Annotated in this window: 21 protein-coding genes; 13 read left to right on the forward strand and 8 right to left on the reverse strand. The window is 54.8% G+C overall.

What is annotated here, in order from left to right:
• Window positions 1-48: 48 nt before the first annotated feature.
• A complete protein-coding gene (locus Q399_RS0109280; protein WP_031568065.1) occupies window positions 49-366 on the forward strand; it encodes a hypothetical protein in 318 nt (105 codons plus the stop codon).
• On the opposite strand, the gene Q399_RS0109285 is transcribed toward Q399_RS0109280, so the two are convergent.
• Both Q399_RS0109285 and Q399_RS0109290 read right to left on the reverse strand, forming a co-directional pair.
• Window positions 363-677, reverse strand: coding sequence for a helix-turn-helix domain-containing protein (locus Q399_RS0109285; RefSeq protein ID WP_031568066.1), 315 nt, complete (start codon window positions 675-677; stop codon window positions 363-365). The genes Q399_RS0109280 and Q399_RS0109285 overlap by 4 nt on opposite strands.
• 8 nt (window positions 678-685) lie before the next feature.
• A complete protein-coding gene (locus Q399_RS0109290) occupies window positions 686-1,096 on the reverse strand; it encodes a hypothetical protein (protein ID WP_031568067.1) in 411 nt (136 codons plus the stop codon).
• 278 nt (window positions 1,097-1,374) lie between these two features.
• Here Q399_RS0109290 and Q399_RS0109295 point away from each other — a divergent pair, with 278 nt between their 5' ends.
• The 4 genes from Q399_RS0109295 to Q399_RS0109310 all read left to right on the forward strand — a co-directional run bounded on the left by Q399_RS0109295 (window position 1,375) and on the right by Q399_RS0109310 (window position 6,431).
• Window positions 1,375-2,337, forward strand: a complete 963-nt coding sequence (locus Q399_RS0109295; RefSeq protein WP_031568068.1) for a M14 family metallopeptidase — start codon at window positions 1,375-1,377, stop codon at window positions 2,335-2,337.
• Window positions 2,334-3,032: a DsbA family oxidoreductase gene (locus tag Q399_RS0109300; protein ID WP_031568069.1), complete on the forward strand. Its 699-nt coding sequence runs from the start codon at window positions 2,334-2,336 to the stop codon at window positions 3,030-3,032. Before Q399_RS0109295 ends, Q399_RS0109300 begins: the two co-directional genes overlap by 4 nt.
• A gap of 196 nt (window positions 3,033-3,228) precedes the next feature.
• Window positions 3,229-5,850, forward strand: coding sequence for a M1 family metallopeptidase (locus tag Q399_RS0109305; RefSeq protein WP_031568070.1), 2,622 nt, complete (start codon window positions 3,229-3,231; stop codon window positions 5,848-5,850).
• A 2-nt stretch (window positions 5,851-5,852) separates the two neighbouring features.
• Window positions 5,853-6,431 (forward strand): DUF6942 family protein, encoded by a 579-nt coding sequence (locus Q399_RS0109310; RefSeq protein ID WP_245612866.1) that lies wholly within the window; start codon window positions 5,853-5,855, stop codon window positions 6,429-6,431.
• On the opposite strand, the gene Q399_RS0109315 is transcribed toward Q399_RS0109310, so the two are convergent.
• From Q399_RS0109315 to Q399_RS0109325, 3 genes are all read right to left on the reverse strand, one after another.
• Complete coding sequence (locus tag Q399_RS0109315) at window positions 6,428-6,628, reverse strand: ribosome alternative rescue factor ArfA (RefSeq protein ID WP_211253261.1); 201 nt, start codon at window positions 6,626-6,628, stop codon at window positions 6,428-6,430. The two genes, Q399_RS0109310 and Q399_RS0109315, sit on opposite strands and share 4 nt — an antisense overlap.
• Window positions 6,629-6,701: 73 nt before the next feature.
• Window positions 6,702-9,962 (reverse strand): M1 family aminopeptidase, encoded by a 3,261-nt coding sequence (locus Q399_RS0109320; protein WP_031568073.1) that lies wholly within the window; start codon window positions 9,960-9,962, stop codon window positions 6,702-6,704.
• Complete coding sequence (locus Q399_RS0109325; protein ID WP_031568074.1) at window positions 9,959-10,828, reverse strand: ATP-binding cassette domain-containing protein; 870 nt, start codon at window positions 10,826-10,828, stop codon at window positions 9,959-9,961. Before Q399_RS0109325 ends, Q399_RS0109320 begins: the two co-directional genes overlap by 4 nt.
• A 216-nt stretch (window positions 10,829-11,044) precedes the next feature.
• On the opposite strand from Q399_RS0109325, the gene Q399_RS0109335 reads away from it, so the two are divergent.
• Together Q399_RS0109335 and Q399_RS0109340 are read left to right on the forward strand one after the other, a co-directional pair.
• Window positions 11,045-12,574, forward strand: a complete 1,530-nt coding sequence (locus Q399_RS0109335; RefSeq protein WP_169739310.1) for a sensor histidine kinase — start codon at window positions 11,045-11,047, stop codon at window positions 12,572-12,574.
• A complete protein-coding gene (locus Q399_RS0109340) occupies window positions 12,571-13,287 on the forward strand; it encodes a LytR/AlgR family response regulator transcription factor (protein WP_031568076.1) in 717 nt (238 codons plus the stop codon). Before Q399_RS0109335 ends, Q399_RS0109340 begins: the two co-directional genes overlap by 4 nt.
• An 8-nt stretch (window positions 13,288-13,295) precedes the next feature.
• Here the strand turns inward: Q399_RS0109340 and Q399_RS0109345 are convergent, their stop codons facing one another.
• Window positions 13,296-15,410: a hypothetical protein gene (locus tag Q399_RS0109345; protein WP_031568077.1), complete on the reverse strand. Its 2,115-nt coding sequence runs from the start codon at window positions 15,408-15,410 to the stop codon at window positions 13,296-13,298.
• A gap of 276 nt (window positions 15,411-15,686) precedes the next feature.
• On the opposite strand from Q399_RS0109345, the gene Q399_RS21465 reads away from it, so the two are divergent.
• Entirely contained in the window at window positions 15,687-16,601 is a 915-nt protein-coding gene (locus tag Q399_RS21465) for a DUF6624 domain-containing protein (RefSeq protein ID WP_157836263.1), read from the forward strand.
• Window positions 16,602-16,742: 141 nt separating this feature from the next.
• Here the strand turns inward: Q399_RS21465 and uvrA are convergent, their stop codons facing one another.
• Window positions 16,743-19,574: an excinuclease ABC subunit UvrA gene (gene uvrA, locus Q399_RS0109360; protein WP_031568079.1), complete on the reverse strand. Its 2,832-nt coding sequence runs from the start codon at window positions 19,572-19,574 to the stop codon at window positions 16,743-16,745.
• A 222-nt stretch (window positions 19,575-19,796) separates the two neighbouring features.
• Between uvrA and Q399_RS21470 the strand changes: the two genes are divergently transcribed.
• The 3 genes from Q399_RS21470 to ssb all read left to right on the forward strand — a co-directional run bounded on the left by Q399_RS21470 (window position 19,797) and on the right by ssb (window position 23,072).
• On the forward strand, window positions 19,797-20,933 hold the full coding sequence (locus tag Q399_RS21470) for a GGDEF domain-containing protein (protein WP_051685868.1): 1,137 nt from the start codon (window positions 19,797-19,799) through the stop codon (window positions 20,931-20,933).
• Window positions 20,934-21,018: 85 nt separating this feature from the next.
• Window positions 21,019-22,377: an MFS transporter gene (locus Q399_RS0109370; RefSeq protein WP_031568081.1), complete on the forward strand. Its 1,359-nt coding sequence runs from the start codon at window positions 21,019-21,021 to the stop codon at window positions 22,375-22,377.
• Between the two features lie 14 nt (window positions 22,378-22,391).
• A complete protein-coding gene (gene ssb / locus Q399_RS0109375) occupies window positions 22,392-23,072 on the forward strand; it encodes a single-stranded DNA-binding protein (protein WP_031568082.1) in 681 nt (226 codons plus the stop codon).
• Window positions 23,073-23,203: 131 nt separating this feature from the next.
• Here the strand turns inward: ssb and Q399_RS0109380 are convergent, their stop codons facing one another.
• Window positions 23,204-23,554 carry an ArsR/SmtB family transcription factor gene (locus Q399_RS0109380; protein WP_031568083.1) on the reverse strand — a complete coding sequence of 117 codons (351 nt, stop codon included), beginning with the start codon at window positions 23,552-23,554 and terminating at the stop codon, window positions 23,204-23,206.
• A gap of 145 nt (window positions 23,555-23,699) precedes the next feature.
• On the opposite strand from Q399_RS0109380, the gene Q399_RS0109385 reads away from it, so the two are divergent.
• Window positions 23,700-24,650 carry a permease gene (locus tag Q399_RS0109385; RefSeq protein WP_211253263.1) on the forward strand — a complete coding sequence of 317 codons (951 nt, stop codon included), beginning with the start codon at window positions 23,700-23,702 and terminating at the stop codon, window positions 24,648-24,650.
• 2 nt (window positions 24,651-24,652) lie between these two features.
• On the forward strand, window positions 24,653-26,113 hold the full coding sequence (locus tag Q399_RS0109390) for a glutathione synthase (RefSeq protein ID WP_157836264.1): 1,461 nt from the start codon (window positions 24,653-24,655) through the stop codon (window positions 26,111-26,113).
• Window positions 26,114-26,128: the final 15 nt, after the last annotated feature.

Genomic DNA, 26,128 nt, shown 5'->3' on the forward strand with positions numbered 1-26,128 from the left:
CCTGTTATCCAGTGATTCAACTAAGATGACTGCTGACAGGGAGGACTGATGCAAACGCTGATCACTGTAATTTTTTTTCTGGCGGCGCTGGCGTTATTGCTGGCAACGGTATTAGCACCGGTGTACTTATTGAGCAAAAGCCTGCAGCAGCTGTACCCACAGTATTTCCCCTGGCCGGCCTGGCGTTGGACTGTCGTTTGTCTGCTGCTGGCACTGGGTTTTAGCGCCTGGCAGCAAAGCTTTGGTGATATCTGGCTGTTGACGCAAAGCTTGTTGATAGGCGCCCTCGGGTCTGCTTGTCTGTTATTGCCGGTGTCAGGGGTGTGGTGCTGGTGGCAATCACGGCGGTCAGCACCTGGTCTCTAGCGAAGGAGCCACTGCGTCAGACCTGAACCGGCCACAATCCCGATGACAAATGCCAGACCGACCCAAATCCTGGTTTTCGAAGTATGCGCTGCCACAGCCTGGTCGGACGCCGGCTGATTTTGTTCCAGCAGCTGCTCACGGGAGATGGAGAACGCGGTCGCCAGCGCCTTACAGGTTTCCAACGACCCTAGCCCCTGCAATTCGACCCGCTGAACTGTGCGTAAGCTAATGGCGCAAATATCGGCCAGTTGCTGTTGGGTCCAGCCCCGCTCAGTTCGGAGTTGTTTGATTAATTGAGGATTGAGCTGCATGGCCGGCCTCAGTGCTGAAAAAACACGGCAACTGCCATGCCAAATACAAAACCCGCGGCCATGCAACCTGCCAAAAACAACAGACCGCCTTTGCGTTTTTTCGGGTCTTTCACCATCAGCTGGCTGTAGTTAAATTCATCGCTGTCCACTAGCTCGTCACTGACATAAAGTTCTACCCCATAGTGGCCGGTCAGCAGAGCACCTGCGATGCCTTTGGATTGCAAGCGGATTTCTGCAGGTTGTCCATCCAGAACAAACTGAAACTTGCTGCGAAATGAAGTCAGGTTGCGTTTTTTCTCCAGCAATTGGTCGTCGAGATACAGCCATTCGCGACCGCTGAACATACTGACTTCAAGGCGGATTTCATGGCCAGCATAATCAAACACACTGGCGACCCGGCTATTTGCGGTTGTTGTCATCTTCACAGTTCCTTTTGGTTAAACAGCACGACTGCTGTAGTTGCTGTTTTATATCCTGTCGACGGCGCCGGGCGTGACGACAGTGCTGCGCCATGACGCCTTAGTGTCATGTAGTGGCAGGCTCTGTCGTATGACAGTGGCGTTGTCATGTCGTTTAATATGCTGATTAATAACAAAAAACGTTAGGATGCACCAGTGCTTGCGCAGCCGGCCTGTTTTCCGTTCAGGCTGCAATGTTATAGTACGGCTTTGCTTTTTCCTGTTTTGGAGCCACCGTAATGACTGAATCTGTACAGCGTATTTATCCTATTGGCACTGTCGGCACCCCCTGGGGCGCTGCGGAAAAAGCGTTGTGGCTCAGTCAGCAACCGGTCAAACGCAGTTATCCGGCTGAAGTGGTCAGCCCGCTGCAGCAGATTCTGACAGCGCCAGCGCTGACAGAGTGTGCAGAGTTACAAAGCTACGGCACGCTCGATTACAGCCAGTATCAGCTTGGCGCTTATCCACTCTATGCCGTGAAAAGTCGTCAGTTTGATGCTGCCAAACCGCTCTTACTGGTCACCGGCGGTGTGCATGGTTATGAAACCAGCGGTGTACAGGGCGCACTGTTGTTTATCCGTGACCATTTCGCCCGTTACGCCAGCATCGCCAATGTGCTGGTACTGCCGTGCATCAGCCCCTGGGGCTACGAAACCATCAACCGCTGGAACCCGGATGCAGTGGACCCGAACCGCTCTTTTGTCGCCGGTGGGCCATCGCAGGAAGCCAATGCCGTGCTGGCGCTGCTCAGTCAGTTCTCAACGCCTTTAGTACATATCGACTTACATGAAACCACTGATTCCGATAACAGCGAATTCCGCCCGGCCAAAGCAGCGCGCGACGGCACTGTGAACAACAACTGGAATATTCCGGATGGCTTTTATCTGGTCGGCGACACTGACAAGCCGCAGCCGGAGTTTCAGCGGGTGATGATCGAAGCTGTCAGTCAAGTCACTCACGTAGCGGAAGCGGACGACAATGGCTGCCTGATTGGCGAGCCGCTGCAGCAGTTTGGTGTAGTCAATTACGCGAAAAAGTCATTGGCGCTTTGTGGCGGCATGACCGACGCCCCTTATGTCACCACCACAGAAGTTTATCCGGACAGCCCGCGCGCGACACCAGAGCAGTGCAACCAGGCGCAGGTTGCGGTGATTTGCGCCGGCTTTGATTACGCCTTAGCGGCGGCAGGAGTCAGCGTATGACCTTGCTGCGCATTGATTTAGTATCTGATGTGGCTTGCCCCTGGTGCGCCATTGGTTATGCCCGCCTGCAACAAGTGCTGCAGAGTTTACAAGGCGCAATTGCGGTGGATTTGCACTGGCGTGCGTTTGAACTCAATCCCGATCCGGCATTAAAGCCAGAGCCGATTTTGCCGGCGCTATGCCGCAAATATGGTGTGCCGGCGGCGCAAATGCAGCAATCTCAGCAAATGCTGATGCAATTGGCGGCTGGCCTTGGGCTGAATTTCACTGGCATGGAACAGCGGCTAACCTGCAATACCTTTGACGCACACCGGCTGCTGAAATGGGCGGCGGCTGCTTATCCGGCGGTATCAGCGCAAAGCCACTCTGCACAACAGGCCTCGGCCCAAACCCGGCTAAAGCTGGCGTTGTTTGAAGCTTATTTTGGCCGCGCCGAACAAGTCAGTGAACCGCAGGTGCTGCTGCGCTGTGTCGAAGTGGCCGGGTTGGACACAGATTCTGCGGCGCAAGTGCTGGCCTCGACGCAGTTTGCCGATGACGTACGCGCTGAAGAGGCTGCTTATCAGCAGGCTGGTATCAGCTCAGTGCCGGCTTTTGTCATCAACCAGCGTTATCTCATTTCCGGTGCGCAGGAGCCGGCGCAATTGGCCGGGACACTGCGGCAAATTGCAGCCGAAATGAACGCTTCTGCCTGAACAGCGCATTCTCGTTTTATGCCCACCTCAGTGTGATTTCACCGCAGCCGGCCTGCCATTGAGCGCAGCCGGCGGCATGGCTGAAAAAAATAAGTGACCTTACATTTATTTTTCATTATGTTAACTCTGCACAATAACCCTATTCAATGAAAGGTTGCTTCTGCAACCCTCTGACCCAGCATGGAATTTTGATTTTATGTCCACATTCTTTTTAAAAACACCACTGGCGCTGGCGGTCAGCGCATCTTTGTTTTGCTCTGCCTTCGCGATGGCTGCAGCAGTTCCGGCAGACCGTGATGTATTGCCCGCCGGTGCCAGCCCGCAGCAGTATCAGCTGACGATAGATCCGGATTTACAGAAACTGACTTTTCAGGGCGAACTGACGCTGGATTTTAACGCTAGTCAAACGCTCAGTGAGCTGGTGCTGAACGCGCTGGATTTAACCATCATAGACGCCAGCATTGACGGCAAAAAGGTCGATACCGAAGTGGTCGCTGCCACGCAACGTGTGCACTTCAAAGCGCCGGTCAGCCCTGGCAAACACCAGCTGCGTGTGCGTTATCAGGGCAAAATTTACGAACAGTCGGCTGGCTTGTTTGTCACTGACTACAGCAAACCCGATGGCAGCACAGGCCGCATGTTGTCCAGCCAGTTTGAGCCCGGTGATGCGCGCAAGTTAGCGCCAATGTGGGATGAGCCTGCACACAAAGCCATTTTTAAAATCAGCATCATCGAACCCAAAGGCCAGCTGGCCTTATCCAACATGCCCGAGCAACGCCGCCAGCCGCTGCCGGATGGCCGCAACCGCGTTGATTTTGCGCCGAGCGTGAAAATGAGCAGCTACCTGCTGTATGTCGGTGCCGGCGACTATGAGCGCATTTCCGGTCGTTCCGGTGGTATTGAACATGGCGTGGTGGCGAAAAAAGGTGACGCGGTTAAAGGCGCGTTTGCCTTAAATGCCTCTTATCAGCTGCTGGATTATTACAACGACTATTTCGGCGTGCAGTATCCGCTGCCGAAGCTTGACCACATCGCAGTGCCGGGCGCCGGGGGTTTTGGCGCGATGGAAAACTGGGGCGCCGTGATGTATTTCGAAGGCACCTTATTGCTCGACCCGCAATTTTCCAACACCAGTGACAAACAAGAAGTGTTTGCCGTCGTCGGCCACGAAATGGCGCACCAGTGGTTTGGCAATATTGTCACCATGCAGTGGTGGGATGATCTGTGGCTGAACGAAGGCTTTGCCTCCTGGATGGAATCTAAAGCCAGCCAGCATTTCTACCCGCAGTGGCATGCTGAATTAGGTGCTGTCGGCTCACGCAATTACGCCATGTTCCAGGACGCGCAGGAAACTTCGCACCCGATAGTGCAGCCGGTGCGTAATCTGGAGGAAGCCAATGCCGCTTTTGACGGTATTACCTATTCCAAAGGTTTGTCGGTGATCACCATGCTGGAAGCTTACCTTGGTGAAGAGGCTTTCCGTGCCGGCGTGCGCGCTTATATGCAAAAACACCAGTACAGCAATACGGTGACCAGTAACCTGTGGCAGGCGTTGGCGCAAGCCTCTGGCCGCCCGGTGGAAACCATCGCCAACGATTTTACCAACCAGATTGGCGTGCCTTTAATCACCGCAGTGAAAGCCGAATGTCAGCAGGGCAACACAACACTGACCTTAACGCAAAGCCGTTTTGGTCTCGATGCCGCATCAAAACAAGCGCAGCAGTGGACAGTACCGGTGACGGCACAAGTGACTGGCCAAGCGGTGGCCCGCGCCGAAATTCGCGGTGATGCCGAGCAGACGATGACAGTGCCCGGCTGTGGCGTGGTTACGGTCAACGCCGGCCAGACTGGTTATTACCGGGTGGATTACAGCGATGCGCTGTTCGCCGATGTGGTGAAAGGCTTTGCAAAATTGCCGGCGGTCGATCAGCTGGGTTTACTCAAAGACAGTGTGTCGCTGGGATACGCCGGTTACAGCGACATCAGCCGTTATCTGGCACTGACGCAGCAACTGCCGGTTGATGCCAATCCGATCATCGCTACAGACGTGGTGCAGCAGTTAGAAGGCTTCACCGACTTATACCGTGGCTTGCAAGGCGAAGCCGCGTACAAAGCCTTTGCGCTGAAACAAGCACAGGCGATGTTTGCCAAAGTGGGCTGGGAGAAACAAGCCGGTGAATCCGACAATACCAGCATTTTGCGCAGCAGCCTGATTGGCGTGCTGGCTGAACTCGGTGATCAAACCGTGATTAGCGAAGCGCGCAAAAGATTTGCCGCCAGTCAGACTGATAAAGCGGTGTTGCCGGGCGATTTATACGGCGTGGTGCTGAGAATTGTCGGCACTGAAGCGACAGCGACAGACTTTGCGCAGCTGAAAACGCTGGCCGCCAACACCAGCAACAGCACCGAAAAACGCCGCTTATTGGGCGCACTGGCCTCGGCTAAAGATGTGACACTGGCAAAACAAGCGCTGACGTTGTTACTGACTGATTTAACGCCAAAACAATTTGCGCCGGGGTTGTTAAACCGCGTGGCAATGGAGCACAGCCAACTGGCCTACGATTTTTATCTGGCCAATCAGCCAGCGTTTGACGAACGGTTAGATCCGCTGCGCCGCGACGGTTTTGATGCGTCGCTGTTAGGCGCGGCCCGCGATGCCGCCACGGCAACTTTGTTGCGTGAAAAGGCCGCTGCTGCCAAAACCAAGCCCGTGAAAACCGCCTATCTGGAAGCTGCCGCCGGCATCGAACGCCGGTTAGATCGGGTCAAGCGCATTCCGGCGCAGGTTGACGCCTGGCTGAAATCACAGCAGCTGTGACCTTGTTACTTCAGCCTGGTTTAGGCGATTCAGAGGCGCGACTGCGCCTCTATGTCGCCAAAGCGCCGCCGATGGTCGAGTTTGCCGGGCTTGATGCCTGTGTGGCGTTGTTGCCCGGTCAAATCGAGCAGATTTACCGGCACTGCGGCAATGGCTGGCGCAAGGTGTTTAACGTTTATGCCAAGCTGGTCTGGGCTTTGCCCGCGCCGTGGCAGCCTGAATTGCAGGGTGCGCAAAGCTGGCAACAATGGCGCGACCGGGTGTTGTTGCAAGCCGGCTCCGGTACAGCGTTGCTGTTCGGTGCGAATGGCTTTGATCAGGATGGGTTTGGCGCAGATGCTGACATTGAGACTTTGCATATTATCGCCGGCCGTCAGCATGCGCGCGATTTATTGGCGCAAGGTTTGTTGCCGGAAACGCTGACTGGCGGTTTAGTCTGGCTGGATGATGAATTTGCCGTAGCAAAAAAATTGCGGCTGTTGGTTTGCCCTTATCTGGATTACCGTCAGCTCAGTGACATAAAAATAACGCGGTTAGTGCAGTTGGTGCGGCAGTGGCCGGATGGCGTTGATTTGCTTTAAATACTGGCAAAAAACAACCAACAAAAAGGGGCGGAATCTTGCGATTGTCGCCCCTTTTTATCGTGCCGGTTATAAGAACCTTTGCCTTTTTTCGCTTTGACCACCCGGGTTCTGAACAGCGGGCTGGTGATAACGGCTTTGAGCATATTGTCCTGAATGGCGCCGCGCTGGTGATCATGCGGCAGTGGTTTTTTCATCGTCAGACTCCTCTTAGATGTTGACGCGCTGGTTAAAAAACCAGCGCATTATATCAGTTTTCGGGTGTTGTGTTTATTCTTCGTTTAGTAATTGCCTGATGTCTGTGCCGAGCAGCAGCTGCTCTATCAACGGCAACTTGCTGGCCGGACTTTGCGCCCGCAAAACCCGGACAAAATCCATCGCACTGGCCGGCGGTAACGGATAACGATGCTGCTGCCAAAGCTGACGTAGCGCTGCCATGATCACTGCATCCCCCAGTTCTGCCCTGAGCCGGGCAAACACCAGGGTGGCCCGGGAATATTGATCATAAGACTCCTCCGCATCAATCAGGCTGCTGGCAGCGGCCAGACTGCCAGCCTGCGCGCGGGCAAACCGCTGTTGCTCAAAATCAACCAAGCCCTGCATTGCGGCCACGCCAAACTGCTGCTCGAGCAATACCAGCTCGGCATATTTGGTCACAGACTCGACCAAAAAAGCACTGTCGCCCGCTACACCATTGCCGATGCCATGACCAAACCACTGATGCGCCACTTCATGCGCGGCGCGCCGGTATACCTGACTAAAAGGCGCATCGGCGCTTGGCTTCGCACGCAGGCCAACGCGGTGATTAATCAGCACCAGCTGCGGCAGTGCATAACCGGTTGGGCCTATGTCCGGCATCATCACCAGCCGCAGTGCGTCGCCCGGATAAGCGCCGATGTTCTGGCTGAACCAGGTCAGTGTTTGCTGCATCGCCTGCATGGTTAAATCAGTGGCGGTATTAAATTCGGGGCTGTAGATCTCAAGCGGCACGCCCGCCGCTTCGCTACTTTGTTTTTGCCACGGCACTGCGATTAAGGCCGGTACATTGCGCACTGGCGCCTCAGTGCGGTAGTGGAAAAACTGCTGGCCTTCGGCCTGCCAGGTTTTTAGTAAAGCCCCAGTGGCGATGCCCTGATAACCAACTGGCACGGCGATGGTGGTATCCAGCAGGGCCCAGTCATAACGCGCCGACGCTGGCGTGTGGTGAGCGGCCAACACCGATGGCTGTGTCTCAGACGCCGGCAGCGGTGCCAGGCCAAAACGGGCGCGTTCGGCATCATCACGCAGCCGTAATTCCGGCACAAAGCCAATTTGCGGCAGCAGTTGTAGTAGCCGCAAGTAGCTGAATTCAGGCCGGATAATTTGATGGCTGGGTGCCGGCGTGATGCCTTGTTGCTGCAGAAAATACTGCAGCTGCAGAGTTGTGCTGGTGCCTGGTTTCAGCTGAATGTTAAATACCTGCTGGCCGAGATTGTTATCAATGTCCGCCACCGCCTGCCCGCCTTGCAGCTGCTGTAACTCAGTGGGCGTTTGTAAGCCAGGGAAGCCCAGCAACAGCTGTGAAACCGGCTGCGCATGCGGATTATGCAGCGTCAGCGTCGCGCTGATTTTGGCTTGCTGCGTGTGCGGGTCCAAGTTGACTTGCAGCTTCACTTGCTGCACCACCGGCTGCGGCACTGTCCGCCAGTGCTGATATTGCCGCTCATAGGCTGCCCGTTTTGCCAGCCGTTCATCACGGTTTTGCAGTGCGCCGGCCGCATCAAGTCGTTGATGAATATGCAGGCCCTGCAGCAGCGCCAATGCAGCGCAGATCGCGGTCGCGGCAGTCAGTGGTGTGAGTGCTGCAACAAGTTTTGGCCGGCTAAAACCGGTGCCGCGATGATAAAACTGCAACGCCAGAGTGCCCAAACTTATTGCGAGCAACGCCCAGAACCACAAATACGGCCAAAAGCCGCCGTGATAAATATCGCCGGCAAAACTTTGCGCCGTGCTACCCAAAGTCCCCTGATAACCCCACAGAATATCCGGCAGCTGTAACTGGCTTTGGCCGATGCGCCACAGTGGATGTTGCAGCTGCAGTAAATCCGGCAACGGCGACAAACCAAAGGTCAGTAAGCCTGCCACCGCCAGATTGGCCCACAGCGGCTGGCGCAACAACGCATGGCAGGCCAGTAATAACAGCGCCCAGCACCAAAGTGGTAGCAGGATCAACAGGCCCTGCCGGCCATATTCGGCAAGGTCCAACGGTACTTGTAACAGCATTTGCGCCAGCGCAACTGCAGAGAGACTGAGCAGCACCAGCAGCAATACCAGGCCGGATAAGACGATAAACTGGCTCATTAACAGCAGCGCGGAAGGCTGCGGCGTGGCGGCAATCAGGCCGTCGATACGCGCCTGGCGGTTCAGCCAGCTGAGCTGATGCGCCCAGAAGGCGGTGAGTAACAGGCCAAATCTTGGGAGCACATCGCCACTTACACGGTTCAGCGCATCGCGGCTATCTGGCACCAGCTGACTAAAAGCTTCGGCATATCCCAGGCCGGTATAGACCTCGCTGAATACCAACAAGCAAAGCGCCAACATCGCCAATAAAGTGCTGTATTGAAAACAAAGTTGCTGCCACTGCAGACGCAGCAAAGCGGTAAACACTGGCGCCGGGCGCAGTTGCTGCGGCGGGCAAGGTTGGTACTGCAGCGCTACTGCATTAAGCGGAATATCGGTGGTTGCAGCGGGTTTGCGCTGGTTTGATGCGGCCGGTTTGTGCTGCAAGGCACGCCAGCACAATAACCCGGCCAGCGTGATGATCAACAGCCGGTTCAGCCAGAAGGTGGTATTGAGCTGGCTCAGAGCGGCCGGCATCTCGCCGCTTTGGCGTAACTGTGCGAGCACCGGCGTCAGCGCATAAGGGTCCAGATACACCATCAGCTGACTCAGTAGCGGTGATATCGACTGACTGTTGGCCATCAGCGGCGAACCGGTGGCAGCAGCCAGCAGCATGTAACCCAGCCAGACGGCCGCGCCTTGCAGATACAGCACTATGGGTGATTGACTGCGACAGCTGCACCACAAGGCCAGTGCAGTCAACAGCGCCAGAGCCGGCAATTGCTGTACCAGTAATAACTGCCAGGACCAGCGCCAGATGCCGGTCACGTCGGCATAGGTCGTCGAAAACACCAGCGCGACTAACAACACAAAACACAGCTGCAGCAACGCTGCACAAAGCCACAGGCCAAGCGCACGCACCACCAGTCGTTGGCGGCGGCTTTGTGCCGTTACTTCAATCAGCGCGCTGATGCCATGCTGGCTGTCACGCAACAGAAGTAGCGAAGCCAACACGCCAATCAGCAGCGGCTGAATCGTCATCAGCAGCATGCTATGACGCAGCAGCAGGGCTTTGACCGGCTGCGCATCGACAGCGCCAGGGTTCAGATGAACCAGTGCGGCAAAGGCCAGCGCCAGCACCACACTCAGCCAAAACAATGGCTGCACCCGGCAAAACCGCCATTCATTCAAAAGCAGAGGCCAGAGTTTCATTGTGTCGCCTCCTGCTTGGCCAGTGCCAGAAAATAACGGTCCTGCAAAGTGGCGGCGACCGGCGAAAAATCCGCGCCTGGGCATTGCGGCGCAAAAACCCGTTGCAGCGGGATACCGCGCTGATAACTGCGCTGCAGCAGTTGCGCCTGTGGTGGCAGCTCGATATCGGCGCCAAAAGCCTGCCAAATCTGGCCGCAAAGCGGGCCGATTAAATCCTGGGTGTCGCCCTGCAACACAATCTCACCTTGCAGCAGGATGGCGACATTGGGGCAAAGCTGCTCGATGTCGTCGACAATATGGCTCGACAGCAGCACCAGCCGGTCGCGGCTGATCTCACAGAGCACATTGTGCAGCTGTGCCCGCTCCTGTGGGTCCAGCCCGGCGCTTGGTTCGTCGAGGATTAACAGTTTAGGGTCACCGAGCAGCGCCTGCGCGATACCAAAACGCTGGCGCATGCCGCCGGAAAAGTGCGCGACGGTTTTACCGGCCACGGTGCTCAGATTGGTCAGTGCCAGCAACTGATCTATTTGTTCGCGTCGGGCTCTGGCTTGATGCAGGCCCTTGAGCACAGCGATATGTTCCAGCAAAGCGCGGCAGGACAAATGCGGATAAACACCAAATTCTTGCGGTAAATAACCCAGCTGTGCACGCAGCCGCTGTGGTTCCTGCAACACATCAATGCCGTCAAAAAGCAGCGTGCCGCTGTCGGCGCTTTGCAACGTGGCAATAGTGCGTAACAAACTGGATTTGCCGGCGCCGTTCGGCCCGAGCAGGCCAAACAGGCCGCGACCTGCATGAAGGCTCAGCTGACGCAGCGCCCGGGTGCCGTCGGCGTAGGTTTTAGAAAGTTGTTGGATCTGTAACATGGTGATGCTTCTTGCTGTGGTCAATAGACCTGAGGCTAAAACCACAGTGCCAGTAGCTCAAGCCGGCAATGACCAAGCCGCCTGTGGCGATGACCAAACCGGGAAAACCGCCTGCGACCGGTTCGTCAGGCCAAAAGCGGTTTTTGTCAGCGCACAGATGACAATCACGCTGGCGGCAGGCAGCATAAGGCCATGCCCCTTGGACTGCCTGCACTGATGAAATTTGCTGATCGAATAAAAACGGACCACCTGCCGGCACTGTTCCCGGTGCTGCTGGCCTGGTTGTGGGCGCTGCTGTCGCCACAGATGTTGCCGGCCGATGTCGCCGCCGACAGTCCAATCGCACCGTTCTGGACATCCCTCTGGCAATCAACGCTGCTGTATCTGCCGCTGTTGTTGGTGCAAGGCTGGTTAAGCTTATGTCTGCTACCGGCAGCCGCGGCAAAGCGCAGAGTGCCGCTTGCTCTGCTGTGGCTGGTTGCCTTTGTGTTGTACCCGGCGGGCTGGTGGTATTGGCGCCAAAGTGATGCGACTGTCTATCAGTTCGGCAGCACCGACTGGCTGCTGGTGAGTGGTTTGTCGTTGTTGTATTGGTGCCAGCTGATTTATCAGCGCCGACAACATGACGGGCCTTTGACCGGCTGGTCGCGGCTCTGGTCACTGGATGCGGTGCTACTGGCGTTACTTGCGCTCTGGACGCTGGCCTGGGCCTGTTTATTAACCTCACACCCGCCCGGTTTTGCCAAGCAGCCAATTCCGGTGCATGTGGACTGGTCGCGCATCGCGGCAGAGCCGGTGTTGTGGCTGTGGTATCTGGGACAATTTGCCGTGTTGGCCGCAGCGATGTTCGGCTGTTATTGGCTGACGCGGTATTATTTAATCCGCCGGGTGCTGGCTCAGCGGGGCCTGCTGACTTTTGTACTGCTGAGTTTAGTGTTGATTTTATTGAGCTACGCGCCGCTCAGCTGGTTGTTATTACAGTTACCGATGAATCAGGGCGTCGAAGTGCCGGCCGTGCCGGGTGGCAGCCAGAACCCTTTTGACTGGTACAATTTTAATTTTATGCTGCTGCAATGGCTGTTTACTGCGCCAATCATTCTGGCCTTTGAGCGCCAGCAGCAGGACAGCGCGCTGGCGCAGCTGCGTCATCAACAGGTCCGCACCGAGCTGCAATTGCTGCAGCAACAAATTAATCCGCATTTTCTGTTTAACACCTTAAATAATCTGTATGCCTTGTGTTTGCTAAAGTCCGACTCGGCACCACAGCTGGTGTTAAAACTGGCGGATTTGCTGCGATATGTGGTGTATCAGGGCCAGCAAGAGCGTGTGCTGCTCAGCGGTGAACTGGACTATCTGCAGCATTATTTCGACCTGCAGCAACTGCGGGTCAGCAATAAAACCACTGTGACTGTGGAGTTTCCGGCAGAGACCGGCAGCTGGCAACTGCCACCTTTGTTACTGATCATGCTGGTCGAAAACGCCTATAAACATGGTGTGGAGACCAGTGCCGACTCTAGTCAGATCTGGCTGTCGGCCAGTATCAGGCAACAACGGCTGCTGTTTATTTGCCGCAATACACTGCCGGCACAGACCGCAAACACAACAGATACAGGCATGGGGCTGGACAATCTGCGCCGCCGCCTGCAGTTGCTGTATGGCACTGATTTTGTGCTAAAAAGTGGCCCGGACGCAGCCGGTTGCTGGTACGCCGAATTACAATTGCCGCTGTGGCCGGAGTCGCCATGACCACTGCTTTTAAACTGTTGATAGTCGATGACGAGCCACTGGCGCATCAGGTATTGCTGCATCACCTGGCGGCGCATGCTGATATGGTGGTTGCCGGCCACTGCTACAGTGCCGCTGAGGCGATGGCAATGCTGGCGCAACACCCCATAGATCTGATTTTGCTGGATATTCAGCTGCCGGTGCTAACCGGTCTACAGATGCTGCAGTTGCTGGCAAAGCCGCCGCAGGTGGTGCTGGTAACGGCTTATGCCGAATTTGCGCTCGATGGTTTTGCGCTGGATGTGACCGATTATCTGCTAAAGCCGGTCAGTGGTGAGCGGCTGGCTTCGGCACTGGACAAAGTTCGTCGGCGCGCCGGGCTGCCAGCGCCTGTGGCCACACCGGCAACTGTTGTGGGAAATGAACACATAGTGCTGAAAGTCGACCGCGAATTGCGCCGTTTTGAGCTGGCGTCGATTTGTTGTTTTGAAGGCTATGGCAATTACGTCAAAGTCTGGCAAGGCCAGCAGATGACGCTGGCCAACACGACGTTAAAAGGGGTGATGGAGCAAACGGCGGCCGCTGGTTTTATCCAGGTGCATAAATCTTTTCTGGTCAATCCCAGCCATGTGCTTAGCCTCGACAGCCAGCTGTTAAAACTGAGCAACCAGCAGCAGATCCGTATCGGTGAAGCCTTTAAAGCACAAGCGCGGCGCATATTCACGCCGCGCTAAGGTTGAAGTTATAACCAGGCCGCCAATAAACCCTGACGCCAGAACACCCAAACCGCAACCACGACCACCACTAAAATCAGCCACAAACCGGCGCTGCTTTTATGCTCAAAGGGGTCGGTCAGCGACCGGCTGGACCCTGATGGCAGGCTGGCCAAAGCGGTTAAGCGGGTACCAAAAGCAATGCTGAGTTTGGCGTTGGTATTGACCGCCCAGCCGTTGGCGTCCAGCAGCGGCGCCAGATTACGCGCCCGCAGTTTAAACCAGGCCATCAGCATAGACGGGCCGGAAATAAACAGAATAACCCCCAAAAGTGCCAGCGGCATTTGCCACCAGACGAGGCCAAGGAAGCTGGTGACCACGGCTGCCAGCGCAGTGCCGATGGCGCCAATGGCTAAACCAATGGCAGCAAAAATACCGGCAAATTTCGCCACATCAAAAGGTGCGGCTGGTTTGGCCGGGGCAGGTGCTGCAGCGCTTTTCGCCGCATCACCAACGCCAGCTGCGCTCTGTGCTTCAATTTCTTTATCTTTGGCGGCGGCAAACTTCTGAATTTGCTCAGAAATCATCCGACCAATCCGCTGATACGGCGTAAAAAACGCTTCGCGGATACTGATTGGGTTGCTGACAATTTGGGTGACTGTCGCATCCCAGTCGACACCGGCACGGTCATAAAATACGCCGTTGCGGCCGACCATCAGATTACCGGCATCACCGGCCGTCATGGCGGCGACGACCGATTTTTTCTCACCGTTGCTGCGCACACAATCCAGATATAACAGATACATGCCGCTTAAACCGGCCAGTTTGGCGTGCTTGCCGGCGTCATTGACGTTCAGGCATAAATCGCAGCTGCGCCCGTCGATGTAAAGCCGGCCATTTTGGAAAATCGCTGGTTTTTCTAAGCTGTAGAAGCTTTCAAAACTGACAAAGTTGCGCAGTAAATCGCGCAGGCTCAGCTGATAACGCACCAGCTTGTCGACGTCGAGGACAGATTCCGCTTCGGCTTGCTGCGCCAAATCGGCGTCAATTAAGGCGATGGCAGCCGCGACTGTCTCGCTGTGCAGACAGGCGCTCAGCACCTCCGGCGCGAGGTTCGCGACCACTGTGGCCGGCTGCGCCGCTTTCCAGTCGGCATAAGGTTGTAAGGTGTTGCTCAGCAACTGCCAGTCGGCGCTGCTGATAGTGTCGACATTGCCCCACAGGTTGCCGGCCAGCGACGCCAGACAAGCCAGCGCATCGGCCCATTGCGGATGCACACCCTGTGTCAGCGGCAACATGCCGCTGCTGTTGACGCTGGCGAGCGGCAAATGGCTGTCAGCGCTATTGCTGGCGTTTAAGAGCTGGCGTGACAGCGCGGCATAATCTTCGGCGCTGCCGTTCAGCGCCGCCGTGGCATTGGCGTCATAAGCGGCCAGCTGGCAGCGGATAAAATAGTCGGTCACTTTGGCGTGCAGGCTGCTGTGCAGCTGCCAGGCTTCGTCGGTCGCGTCCCCCAGCACTTTGCTGACGGCCTCACCTTGTTGTTGCCATTGGCAGAATTCCTGGCCGGCAGCAACAAACTGGTCCAGTTGTTCACGGTTGATACCCGGCGCGCCGCTGCGGTCCGCGGTCTGTATGCCCAGCTCCAGCAGGGTGCTGATCAATTGTTTCAGCGCGTCAGTACCGGCCAGTTCGACCGTGATCACGCCGTCACCATTGAGCTGATCAGCCGGGAAAATCAGCGCTAAATCGGCGGTATCAGCTGTGGATAACGCGGTTGCATCGGGTTTGCCGAGGTTTTGTAAAATTCGTTTGGCGGAGGCCAGCAGTTTTTGTCCGGCTTCGCTTTGCGTGCAAATGGCGCTTAATGGCAGCTCAGTGCCGGTTAACAGCACTTCCGGCCGCTGCAGCACCGACAAGGCCCAGGCTACTGCCGCTTTGACTTCATCAATCCGCACCCGGCCATCATGGTCGTCGTCTAAATAAGCCATCATGCGCGGGTCGAGCTCCAGCCCTTTGACAGGACAACTCAGCGCGGCCCACAGTTTTGGGTCCAGCGTTGGCAGCTGCTGCCAGTCTTCGATTTTGTCCAGCCGGACCTGATCAAAACCGCCGGAGCGGAAAAAACGCCATTGATGTGCCATGTAACTTTCCTTATGAAATGACGCGCCGAAGCCAAACCCAGGCGGCGCCGGAAGCAGAAACTTTAATATTTCATTGTTTACTCGGGGCTGCAACCGGAAGTGGCTGTTAAGGCAGTACAAACCAGCGAAAAATGCGGACGCCTTGGTGTGAGTCAGTTTAAGGGCTGTTGGCGAACATGTTTATTTAAAGAAAATGCTAAGTAAATTAATGCATTCTGCAGATTATTGATTTGGTACTCTGATGCGAAGGCAATGGCACAACTGGTGGAAAAAAGTATGGGTCGTGATCGGTATTTTTTGTATTTGTTTGTCTGCAGCTGCTTTGCTGTTGGCGTGAATGCGGCCACAGAGCCCGGTCTGGCGAGTGGCTGGCGCTATCTGCAGCAACACAGCATGTCGGAGTTGCAAAGCCAGCAGCAAGCGCTGCAACAGCGCTTTGCCCGGCTCAATGCTGCAGAAGCCGGGCAGCTGCTGGCACTGGAGTTAGCCTTGCAGTCGGCGGATCAGGCTGACTACCAGGCGAACCTGCAACAAGTGCAGCAAGCCGTCGCAGCCTATCAGGCTTCGGTGCAGCAAATCGAAGCTGGTTGGGTTCGGGCAGACTGGCTTAATAACCGTTGGCTGCGGTTGCGGGCCGACGCAAAAACCGCTGCGGAACAGCAATTATTTATCCGGACTTTTCTTGAGCAATTTGAACCGGAACCAGACTTAGCCGCCAAACTACACAAAGCTTTTGCGGTGGCGTTGCAACCGGTCAAACAGCAAATATACCGGCAAAATCAACGCTGGTTACAACAACAATTGCAAGCAGCCGGTTGGTTTGATATTTCGAAAACCTCAGCGGACGCGTCGCAGGCGGCCTGGCTGATGGTGCAACATGCCGATTGGGACCCGCAATGGCAGCAGCAAGTGCTGCAGTTACTGCAACCCAAGGTAAAACAAGGCGAATTTCAGCCGCGTTATTTCGCGTATCTGGCCGACCGGGTCGCGATCAATACCGGGCAGCTACAGCTTTATGGCACTCAGGGGGCTTGTGATAACCTGTCCGGGCAATGGCAACCATTTGCAGTGGCAAATGCGGCGCAACTGGATTTAAAACGGCAAGAGATGGAACTGGAACCAATCGGGCAATATCGGGCGAAATTTCGTTGTAAGACTACCAAGCCGAAGCCGCAGTCTCCTTCAAAGTAGAAAGTAATTGCACAAAGGGGGGCGCGGCAAGGTGCGCGGATGTTGTTGCTCATCTCTGGCAACAGAGCCACAGCAGTGAGCGCCTCGTTCAATCCACCCGATGATATGGCGGCTGTCGTGCCAGCCGCCATACTCTGCTGATTATCCCCGCGCCAGCAACGGTTTCAGATACTGCCCGGTATAAGATTTCTCACAAGCCGCCACTTGTTCCGGCGTGCCGGCGATGAGGATTTCGCCGCCACCGCTGCCGCCTTCCGGGCCTAAGTCGACGATCCAGTCGGCGGTTTTAATCACATCTAAGTTGTGTTCAATCACCACCACGGTATTGCCGGCATCGCGCAGCGTGTGCAGCACGTTCAGCAGTTGTTGAATATCGTAGAAGTGCAGACCTGTGGTCGGCTCGTCGAGGATATACAGGGTTTTACCGGTGTCGCGTTTACTCAGTTCGCGCGCCAGTTTAACGCGCTGCGCTTCGCCGCCCGACAGCGTAGTGGCCGACTGGCCGAGCGTGATATAGGTCAGGCCCACATCCATCAGAGTTTGTAATTTGCGTGAAATCGCCGGGATGCTGTCGAAGAAAGCCCGCGCATCTTCTACCGTCATTTCCAGTACTTCGTGGATGTTTTTGCCTTTGTATTTCACTTCCAGCGTTTCGCGGTTGTAGCGTTTGCCTTTACAAACATCACAAGGTACGTACACGTCGGGCAGGAAATGCATTTCTACCTTTAATACGCCGTCGCCCTGACAAGCTTCACAGCGCCCGCCTTTGACGTTAAAGCTGAAGCGGCCCACCTGATAACCGCGGGAACGTGCTTCCTGAGTGCCGGCGAATAAATCCCGTACTGCGGTGAAAATGCCGGTATAAGTGGCCGGGTTCGAGCGCGGGGTGCGGCCGATTGGGCTCTGGTCGATGTCGACGCATTTATCAAAATGCTCCAGGCCTTCGATAGCGCGGTGCGGCGCCGGGTCGTCGCCCTCGCCTTTGTTCAGCACTTTGTGTGCGACGCGGAATAATGTGTCGTTGATCAGCGTCGATTTGCCTGAGCCGGACACGCCGGTGATACAGGTCAGCACGCCAAAAGGAATGGTTAAATCGACGTTCTTCAGGTTATTGCCGGTGGCGCCCAATACTTTGAGTTCTTTGCCTTTTTTACCTTTGTGTCGCGTCTCTGGCACCGCGATTTTACGGGTGCCGGATAAATACTGGCCGGTCAGTGAATCTGGCGCCGCTTCGATATCGGCCAGCGTGCCCTGCGCGACTATATTGCCGCCATGCACGCCGGCGCCCGGACCTATGTCGATGATATGGTCGGCGAGGCGCACTGCGTCTTCGTCGTGCTCGACCACAATCACGGTATTGCCCAAATCACGCAGGTGCGTCAGGGTGCCCAATAAGCGGTCGTTGTCTCGCTGGTGTAAACCAATCGATGGCTCGTCCAATACATACATCACGCCGACCAAACCGGCGCCGATTTGGCTCGCCAGGCGAATCCGCTGCGCTTCGCCGCCGGATAAGGTCTCGGCGCTGCGCGACAGATTGAGATAATTCAGGCCAACGTTAACCAGAAACATCAGCCGGTCCTGAATTTCTTTAAGTACTTTTTCGGCGATTTTGGCTTTTTGCCCGGTCAGCGTCAGCTCAGTAAAAAAGCGGTGGCAGTCGCCAATCGACAGCTCGACGATTTTCGGTAAATTGGTTTTGCCGATAAACACATGACGTGCTTCTTCACGCAAGCGCGAACCGTCACAGACCGGGCAAGTGGTGGTGGCGAGATATTTCGCCAGCTCTTCGCGTACCGCATTGGATTCAGTTTCGTGATAACGCCGCTCCATATTCGGCAAAATGCCTTCAAACGGATGTTTGCGCAGCACGATGTCGCCACGGTCATTTAAGTATTTAAATTCAATCTCTTTGCGCCCGCTGCCGCTTAAAATCGCTTGTTGCTGCTCGGGTTTCAGGCTCTGAAACGGCGCGTCGACATCAAAACCATAATGCTCGGCTAAGGATTTCAGCATCTGGAAATAATAGAAATTGCGTTTATCCCAGCCGCGAATCGCGCCGCCGGCCAGGCTTAAGCTGGCATCGACAATCACTTTATTGGCGTCGAAATATTGTTTCACACCAAGGCCGTCACAGGCGGTACAGGCACCGGCCGGGTTGTTAAAGGAAAATAACCGCGGCTCCAGCTCGGCCATCGAATAACCGCAGGTTGGGCAGGCGAAATTGGCGGAGAAAATCAGTTCTTCAGCCGACGGGTCGTCCATTGACGCCACTTTGGCAATACCGCCGGATAATTCCAGCGCAGTTTCAAAACTTTCGGCCAGCCGCTGTTTGATGTCGTCGCGCACTTTGATCCGGTCAATCACCACTTCGATGGTGTGTTTTTTGTGCAGGTCGAGCTTTGGCGGATCAGACAAATCGCAGACTTCGCCATTAATGCGGGCGCGGATATAACCTTGTGCCGCCAGGTTTTCCAGCGTTTTGACGTGTTCCCCTTTGCGATCTTGCACCACAGGCGCCAGTACCATTAATTTGCTGCCTTCCGGAAATGACACCACTTTGTCGACCATTTCGCTGATGGTTTGCGCCGCCAGCGGCAGGTTGTGCGTCGGGCAGCGCGGTTCCCCAACGCGGGCGAATAACAGTCGCAAATAGTCGTAAATTTCGGTGATAGTACCGACGGTAGAACGCGGATTGTGTGACGTGGATTTTTGTTCAATTGAAATCGCCGGCGACAGGCCTTCGATATGGTCCACGTCCGGCTTTTCCATCAGGCTGAGGAACTGGCGGGCGTAGGCTGACAAAGATTCGACATAACGGCGCTGGCCTTCGGCGTACAGCGTATCAAAGGCCAAAGAGGATTTGCCGGAGCCAGACAAACCGGTGATCACAATCAGTTTATCGCGCGGGATTTCCAGCGAGATATTCTTCAGGTTGTGAGTACGGGCGCCGCGGATATCGATTTTATTCATCACAGTCTCTGTTTATGGCCTTGGGATCGGGCGGAAGCTATATGGCTAAGGATGCTGCCCGGATCAATGCTGCAGAAGGATAAGCAGGAACTGTATATAAATACAGATGTTTTCGCAAGTCTCAGGCCGGTGAAAAACCAGCCTGAGCCAATGGTCGAATCGGTTTGCAATTGTTGCAGGCAAAGCCTAAGGTGAATTGTTAACGCTTTTTCTGCAGGCAGTATGACCACCGAACAAATTTACACTTTAGCGATGATGCAACTGGCGTTGGTGATTCTAATCGCCAGTACCCGGGTTGCACCTCCGCAGTCGGGAGTGCGTAGCTTACGGTTGTTTCAACTGGCGATGGCTTGTGATGCATTAAGTTGGTTTTTTTATCTGTGGCCAATTCATCCGATCTTGTTGTTCTGTTCCAGTCTGGCTGCTGCGACCAACTTCTGGTTGATTCTGGCATTTGCATTGGCGCGTTGTGATTTGAAAGTGCATTGGTCGCTGTTGTGGCCCATGGTCGTATTGCAGGCTGGTATTTACACCCAGTTAAATCTGAACGGCATGGGGTATGCGTCATTGCATTTTATGACTCTGGTCACTGCCTGTGTGACTTTTCCCGTCGCCTGGTTGTTCTGGTTTAAAAAACCAAACCGCACAGTATCTGACCAAGGTTTTGCCCTGGTCATGCTGAGTTGGTTTTTGATTTGTGTCTTACGCACTGTCACCCTAGAAATCCACGAAGACTGGATTTTATCCGGTTATCTGGTGTCGCAGGTTTTATGGCCCGGCATCATGGCGGCATATGGTTTGTTTGTGATCACTGGTTATCTTGAAGAAACGCAACAACGGTTGCGGGCTGAGGCAGTGCAGGACCCGTTGACCGGGCAGCTCAACCGGCGGGGTCTGAATGAGGCGGTGGCAGGTTGTCTGAATTACCTGCAACGCAATCAGCAGCCGGCGGCATTACTGATGATAGATCTGGACCACTTTAAGCGCGTCAACGACCAATTTGGTCACGAAGGTGGTGATCTGGTGTTAGTACAAACCGCCAAAGCCATCAAAGCCATGCTGCGGCAAAGTGATGTGCTGGCGCGTTTTGGCGGCGAAGAGTTTTTGATTTTTCTGCCGTCAGCTAATCGTGACATGGCCCAGCGCACTGCTGAACGTTTATTGGAAGGCGTCCGTCAGCTGCAATGGCCGGCGTCGATGCCGGAAGATTATCAGCTGACTATCAGCATTGGAGTGAGTGTATTTGGCCCGGATTATGACTTTGCCCGCACGCTGCGACTCGCAGATCAGGCGTTGTATCGTGCCAAGCAAAATGGCCGCGATCGCATCGAATTCGCCGGGATAGCTGCCGACTATTAAAGGCCTGTGGTACAATCCGCCACTCTTTTGCTGCCCGCCTTTTCTGCTGCGGGTACTGCCTGAATCGACTTGAGATCCATCAGATATGCAACATTTAACCGCACTGGAACGGCGGGCCGCGATTTCGCTGGCGCTGGTTTTTGCGTTCCGTATGCTGGGCCTGTTTATGCTGATCCCGGTTTTTGCCATCTACGGCAAAGACTTAGTTGGTTTTTCCCCGGTCTGGATTGGGCTTGCCATTGGTGCTTACGGCCTGACCCAGGCGGTGTTACAAATCCCGATGGGCTGGTTGTCGGACCGGATTGGCCGCATGCCGGTGATGCTGCTGGGCTTGACCTTGTTTGCGGTGGGCTCTGTGGTCGCAGCGTTGGCAGAATCTGTCTATGGCGTGACTTTGGGCCGTATTTTACAAGGCATGGGCGCCATTTCCGGCGCGGTGCTGGCCTTAGCGGCGGATGTAACCCGCGAAGAACAGCGCCCCAAAGTGATGGCAGTGATTGGCGCCACTATCGGTTTATCTTTCGCTGTGTCGATGATTGCCGGCCCGGCGCTGGCTGCCATCGGCGGCTTAAGTGCCATTTTCTGGTTTACCGCCGCGCTGGCGCTGGTCGGCATTGTCATAGTGCTGACGCTGGTACCAAAAACGCAGCAACAGGCTATCGATAGTGAAGCCCTGGCCCGGCCCGGTTTTATCTGGCAATTATTCTGTCACCCGCAACTGCGGTTATTAAATCTGGGTGTGCTGGTGCTGCACCTGCTGCTGACCGCAATTTTTGTCGTGGTTCCGGCGCAATTGCTGGCGGACGGCTTAGCAGCGCCACAGCACTGGCAAGTCTATCTGCCGGTGTTTGTCGCGGCTTTTGTGCTGATGGTGCCACTGATGATTGTTTCGATGCGCCGCCAACAGGAAAAAGGCTATTTTTTATTCGCCATCGGCTTGCTGATTGTAAGTTTATTGTTAATGATAAATGGCGAGCTCTGGCCATTAGCCATAGCGCTGCTGGTGTTTTTCACCGGATTTAACTATTTAGAGGCCAGTATGCCAGCGCTGGTGTCGCGTATTGCTCCCGCTGGACAAAAAGGCACTGCGATGGGCATTTATGCCAGTCTGCAGTTTTTTGGCGCCTTTTTAGGCGGGGTGTTGGGTGGCAGTATTTCTGGTCAGTTTGGCGCTGCCAGCTTGTTTGCCCTTGCCGGCGGAATTGGTTTAATATGGTTTTTTCTGGCTACGCGCATGCAAGTCCCGCAGCGGGCCCAACGCTTGTCTTATAAGGTTTCCGGCGTCGATGACGCTGCAGCCAAAACGCTGGTCCGCCAGCTCAGCAGCCTCGATGGCGTGCTGGAAGCGACAGTTGTCGTCAACGAACAACGCTGTTATTTAAAAGTCAGCTCCGCCGGTTTTGACCCGCAACAGGTTGAAGCTTTGCTGAGTCGTCACAGTTAATCAGGAGAATGCGCATGGCGCGTGGAATTAATAAAGTCATTTTGATCGGTAACTTAGGTGCAGATCCTGAAGTTCGTTACATGCCAACCGGCGGTGCTGTGGCCAATATCACCATTGCGACTTCAGAATCCTGGACTGACAAACAGACCAATGAGAAAAAAGAACAGACCGAATGGCACCGTGTGGTGATCTATCAGCGTCTGGCCGAGATCGCCGGTGAATACCTGCGTAAAGGCAGCAAAGTCTATATCGAAGGTCGTCTGCGCACACGTAAATGGCAGGATCAGCAAGGTGTAGAGCGTTACACCACTGAAATCATCGCTAACGAACTGCAGATGTTAGACGGCCGTGGCGAAGGCCAGGGCGCGCAAATGGGTGGCGCACCAGGCGCCGGTGCTGCCATGGGCGGTGCCGCTATGGGTGGTATGGCCGCGCCGGCACAAGCTTATCAGGCGCCACAAAACCGCGCACCGCAAGCCGCGCCTGCTGCCCAGCAAAATTACAACCGAGCCCCGGCAGCGCAACAAGGCTTTAACCAGCCGGCACCAGCTGCGCCAGCCTACAATCAGGCTCCGGCTCAACCGGCCTACAATCAGCCACAGCAAGGTTTTAACCAGCCACAACAAGGCGGTTTTGGCCAACAACGCGGCCCGATGGAACCACCAATCGATTTCGATGATGATATTCCGTTCTGAGCGCAGATTTAGCGTTTGAAGATTTTTAGTTAAAAAGCCCCGTATGTTCGGGGCTTTTTATTTGATCGTGCAAAACTCAGATCAGGTTACGCTACCCGGCGTTCACGTCCCTGGTGAACAGACCGCGACGATTATTCATCGCAGCACCGGGCTGTTTCGTTCAGTTCCGCCACCTTTGTTGGCGGGACCCCGAGGCAACATTCTGAGTAGAGGAAACCAAGCAAGGCTTCTACGGTGCCGAACTGTAAAACACAATAAAGAGTCCGGCCTTCGCGTCGTTGTTCCATCAGACCGACTTTGCTCATCCGGCTCAGATGGTGCGATAAGGTCGAATTCGGAATGTCCAACGCCTGTTGGATATCGCCGACCGCAACACCCTGTCGACCTGCTCTGACTAAGACTCTGAAAATCCCCAATCGGGTTGGATGCCCCAGTTCAGCTAACTGCGCGGCGGCTTCGTGTAATTGTGTACTGGTATCCATAGCAAATCCCTGATCCTCAAAAGCATACCCCAGAGTTTACCTGTCTCCCCATTTTATTTCCATTATTATCGAAATAACGTTTGACATTTCCATGATCGCAGAAATATTATATTTCCACAATGTTGGAAATGTGGGCGGGGTGGTTATGAGTGGTGAACAAATGCCCGGGGCATTCGCTGCCAGTGTCGAGTTCTTTATTGGCACATCAACTGAGTTACTTATTTTATTCGTGCTGATCAGTATGCTGGTTTTTGTCCTGCAAGACAGATTCCCGGCCAAGCGCATACAGGCCCTACTAAGTGGCGGCCGGGGATATTTCACTGCGGCTGCTTTGGGCGCCATTACACCGTTTTGCAGTTGCTCCACGTTACCTATGCTGGTCGGTTTGTTGCGCGCCAATGCGGCTTTTGGGCCTGTGATGACGTTTTTGCTGACATCGCCGTTACTCAATCCGGTGCTCGTGGTATTGCTCTTAACCGTGTTTGGCGCGCCAATGACCTTGTTATACAGCCTTGGCGTACTATTGATTTCGCTAACCGCCGGCATGCTGTTGTCATTTTTTCACTTTGAACGTTTTGTTACTTTGCCTGAACTGGCCGGCTGTGGTTGCAGAGCCGGTTCTTCCGGCGAAGCAGCAGAGAAACCAACACTATGGTCGTTCAATTATGGCCGTTCACTCTTTGTCAGAGCTATCAGTGAAACCAAGAGCTTTCTGCCGCACTTGTTGTTTGGTGTGCTGGTAGGCGCGGTGATCCATGGTTATGTCCCCGCTAACTTTTTTAAGTCGCTGGGGAGCCTGAATAGCTGGTTATTGATCCCGATCGCAGCACTGATTGGCATTCCGCTGTATGTTCGTGCCAGTTCAATGATCCCACTGGCGCTAAGTCTGGTTGGCAAAGGCATGAGTTATGGATCTGTGATGGCACTAACCATTGGTGGCGCAGGCGCCAGCTTACCGGAAATGATTATTTTAAAACGGATTTTTCAATGGCCCTTGCTGCTGGCCTTTATTGGCATAGTATTTTTGACCGCCTGTATCACCGGGGTCAGCATTGATACCTTTCTCCACAACGGCCGCTTTGGATTAGGAGTTTGATGATGCAACAAACTACACAGTCAGTGCAGAGCATGTCGTTGCATCCTGTCAGCCAAAATCCTTTGCCGGGCAGCAATACACAGTCGGCAGAACCTCTGGTTAGGGCTGTTGATTTGTCTACACAGGTCAACCGGCAACTGCATACGCATCAGCTTGGGTTGCAAAGCAACAGCGGTTTTGTGCCGGTGCCGGTATCCCTGACACCATGGCAACTGGCCCCTGCGCAATTTGCTATGGCTCAACAACTGGCAAGGCTGCTTGGTCAAATTCAGTCCAGCGCTGCAGCCAATCCACAGTGGCTGCTGCCGCTGCTTGATGGCCTGCAACAGTCGCAAACTGTACCGGGCCAAATCTGGCGCACCCTGCGTGGTATTTATCCGGCCGACACGGAGCTGTCCGCGCTGACAACCAGGCACACGAACCATAACCTGATGCTGAACCGGCACGATTTTCTGCTCGATCAGCAACAACAATGGCAATGGGTCGAATCAAACCCCATCGCTGCCGGTATGGGGCCACTGAATGACCGCTATCTGGCGGTAATGCAAACGCAGGAATTACAGCAACCACATCATCACTATGCGCCAAACAACGCCATAACGACCCAGGCCAAATTGCTGGCACAAGCAGCGCTTGCGTCTGCCTTGCAGTACCAGACAACAGGCGCCGGGGAGCCTTTGATGCTGATCGTGGTTGAAGCCGATGAAGACAATATCTTTGACCAGCAGCTTTTATGTGACGAAGTCGGACGACTGGGCGTGCGGGTGGAAAGAGTCACCATCAATAGCTTATTACAAAGTGAATTTGCTGATAACGAGCGCTTACACTGGCAGGCAAAACCGGTTGATTTGATTTACTGGCGCACCGGCTATAACCCATCGGCAGATCTCACTGACAACTTCTGGCGATTTCGGGCCCGGCTGGAACAAGCCGCAGTGATGCAGTGTCCTAATTTGGCGGGTCAGCTGACCGGCAGTAAGTGGTTCCAGCATCAGTTGACTGCTTTACTGCTCGCGGATCCGCAACAAGTCAGTGAGCACTTTGGCATCGATACCAAAGATATTGCTGTACTTACGCAGGCTGTGGTGCCCTCTTATGCGGTAGCTGAGTTAAAGACTGAAGCGGCAGAAGTGCTCATTGCACAAGGGTACTGGTACAAAACGCAGCAGGAGGGCGGCGGTAATGTCGCCCGCGGAAAAGCTGCTTCAGACAAGCTAACCAACGCAAATAGCGCTGATTTATTGATGGCTCCAATCAATGCTGTAGTAAGGCAGGAAACGTTCACCAGTTTACGACATGGCAATGCGGCTATGGCGACTGAGCATATCAGCGAGCTCGGTATTTTCAGTTTGGGTGATGAGGCTTTGTACGGTGGTTATTTATGCCGGACGAAACCGGCAAAAAACAATGAAGGTGGCGTGCATCGGGGCGGTGCGGTGCTGGACACCATCCTGCTGCGGTAGGCCGCAGGATGGCCA

The sequence above is a fragment of the Rheinheimera texasensis DSM 17496 genome (assembly GCF_000711985.1).
GTDB lineage: Bacteria > Pseudomonadota > Gammaproteobacteria > Enterobacterales > Alteromonadaceae > Pararheinheimera > Pararheinheimera texasensis.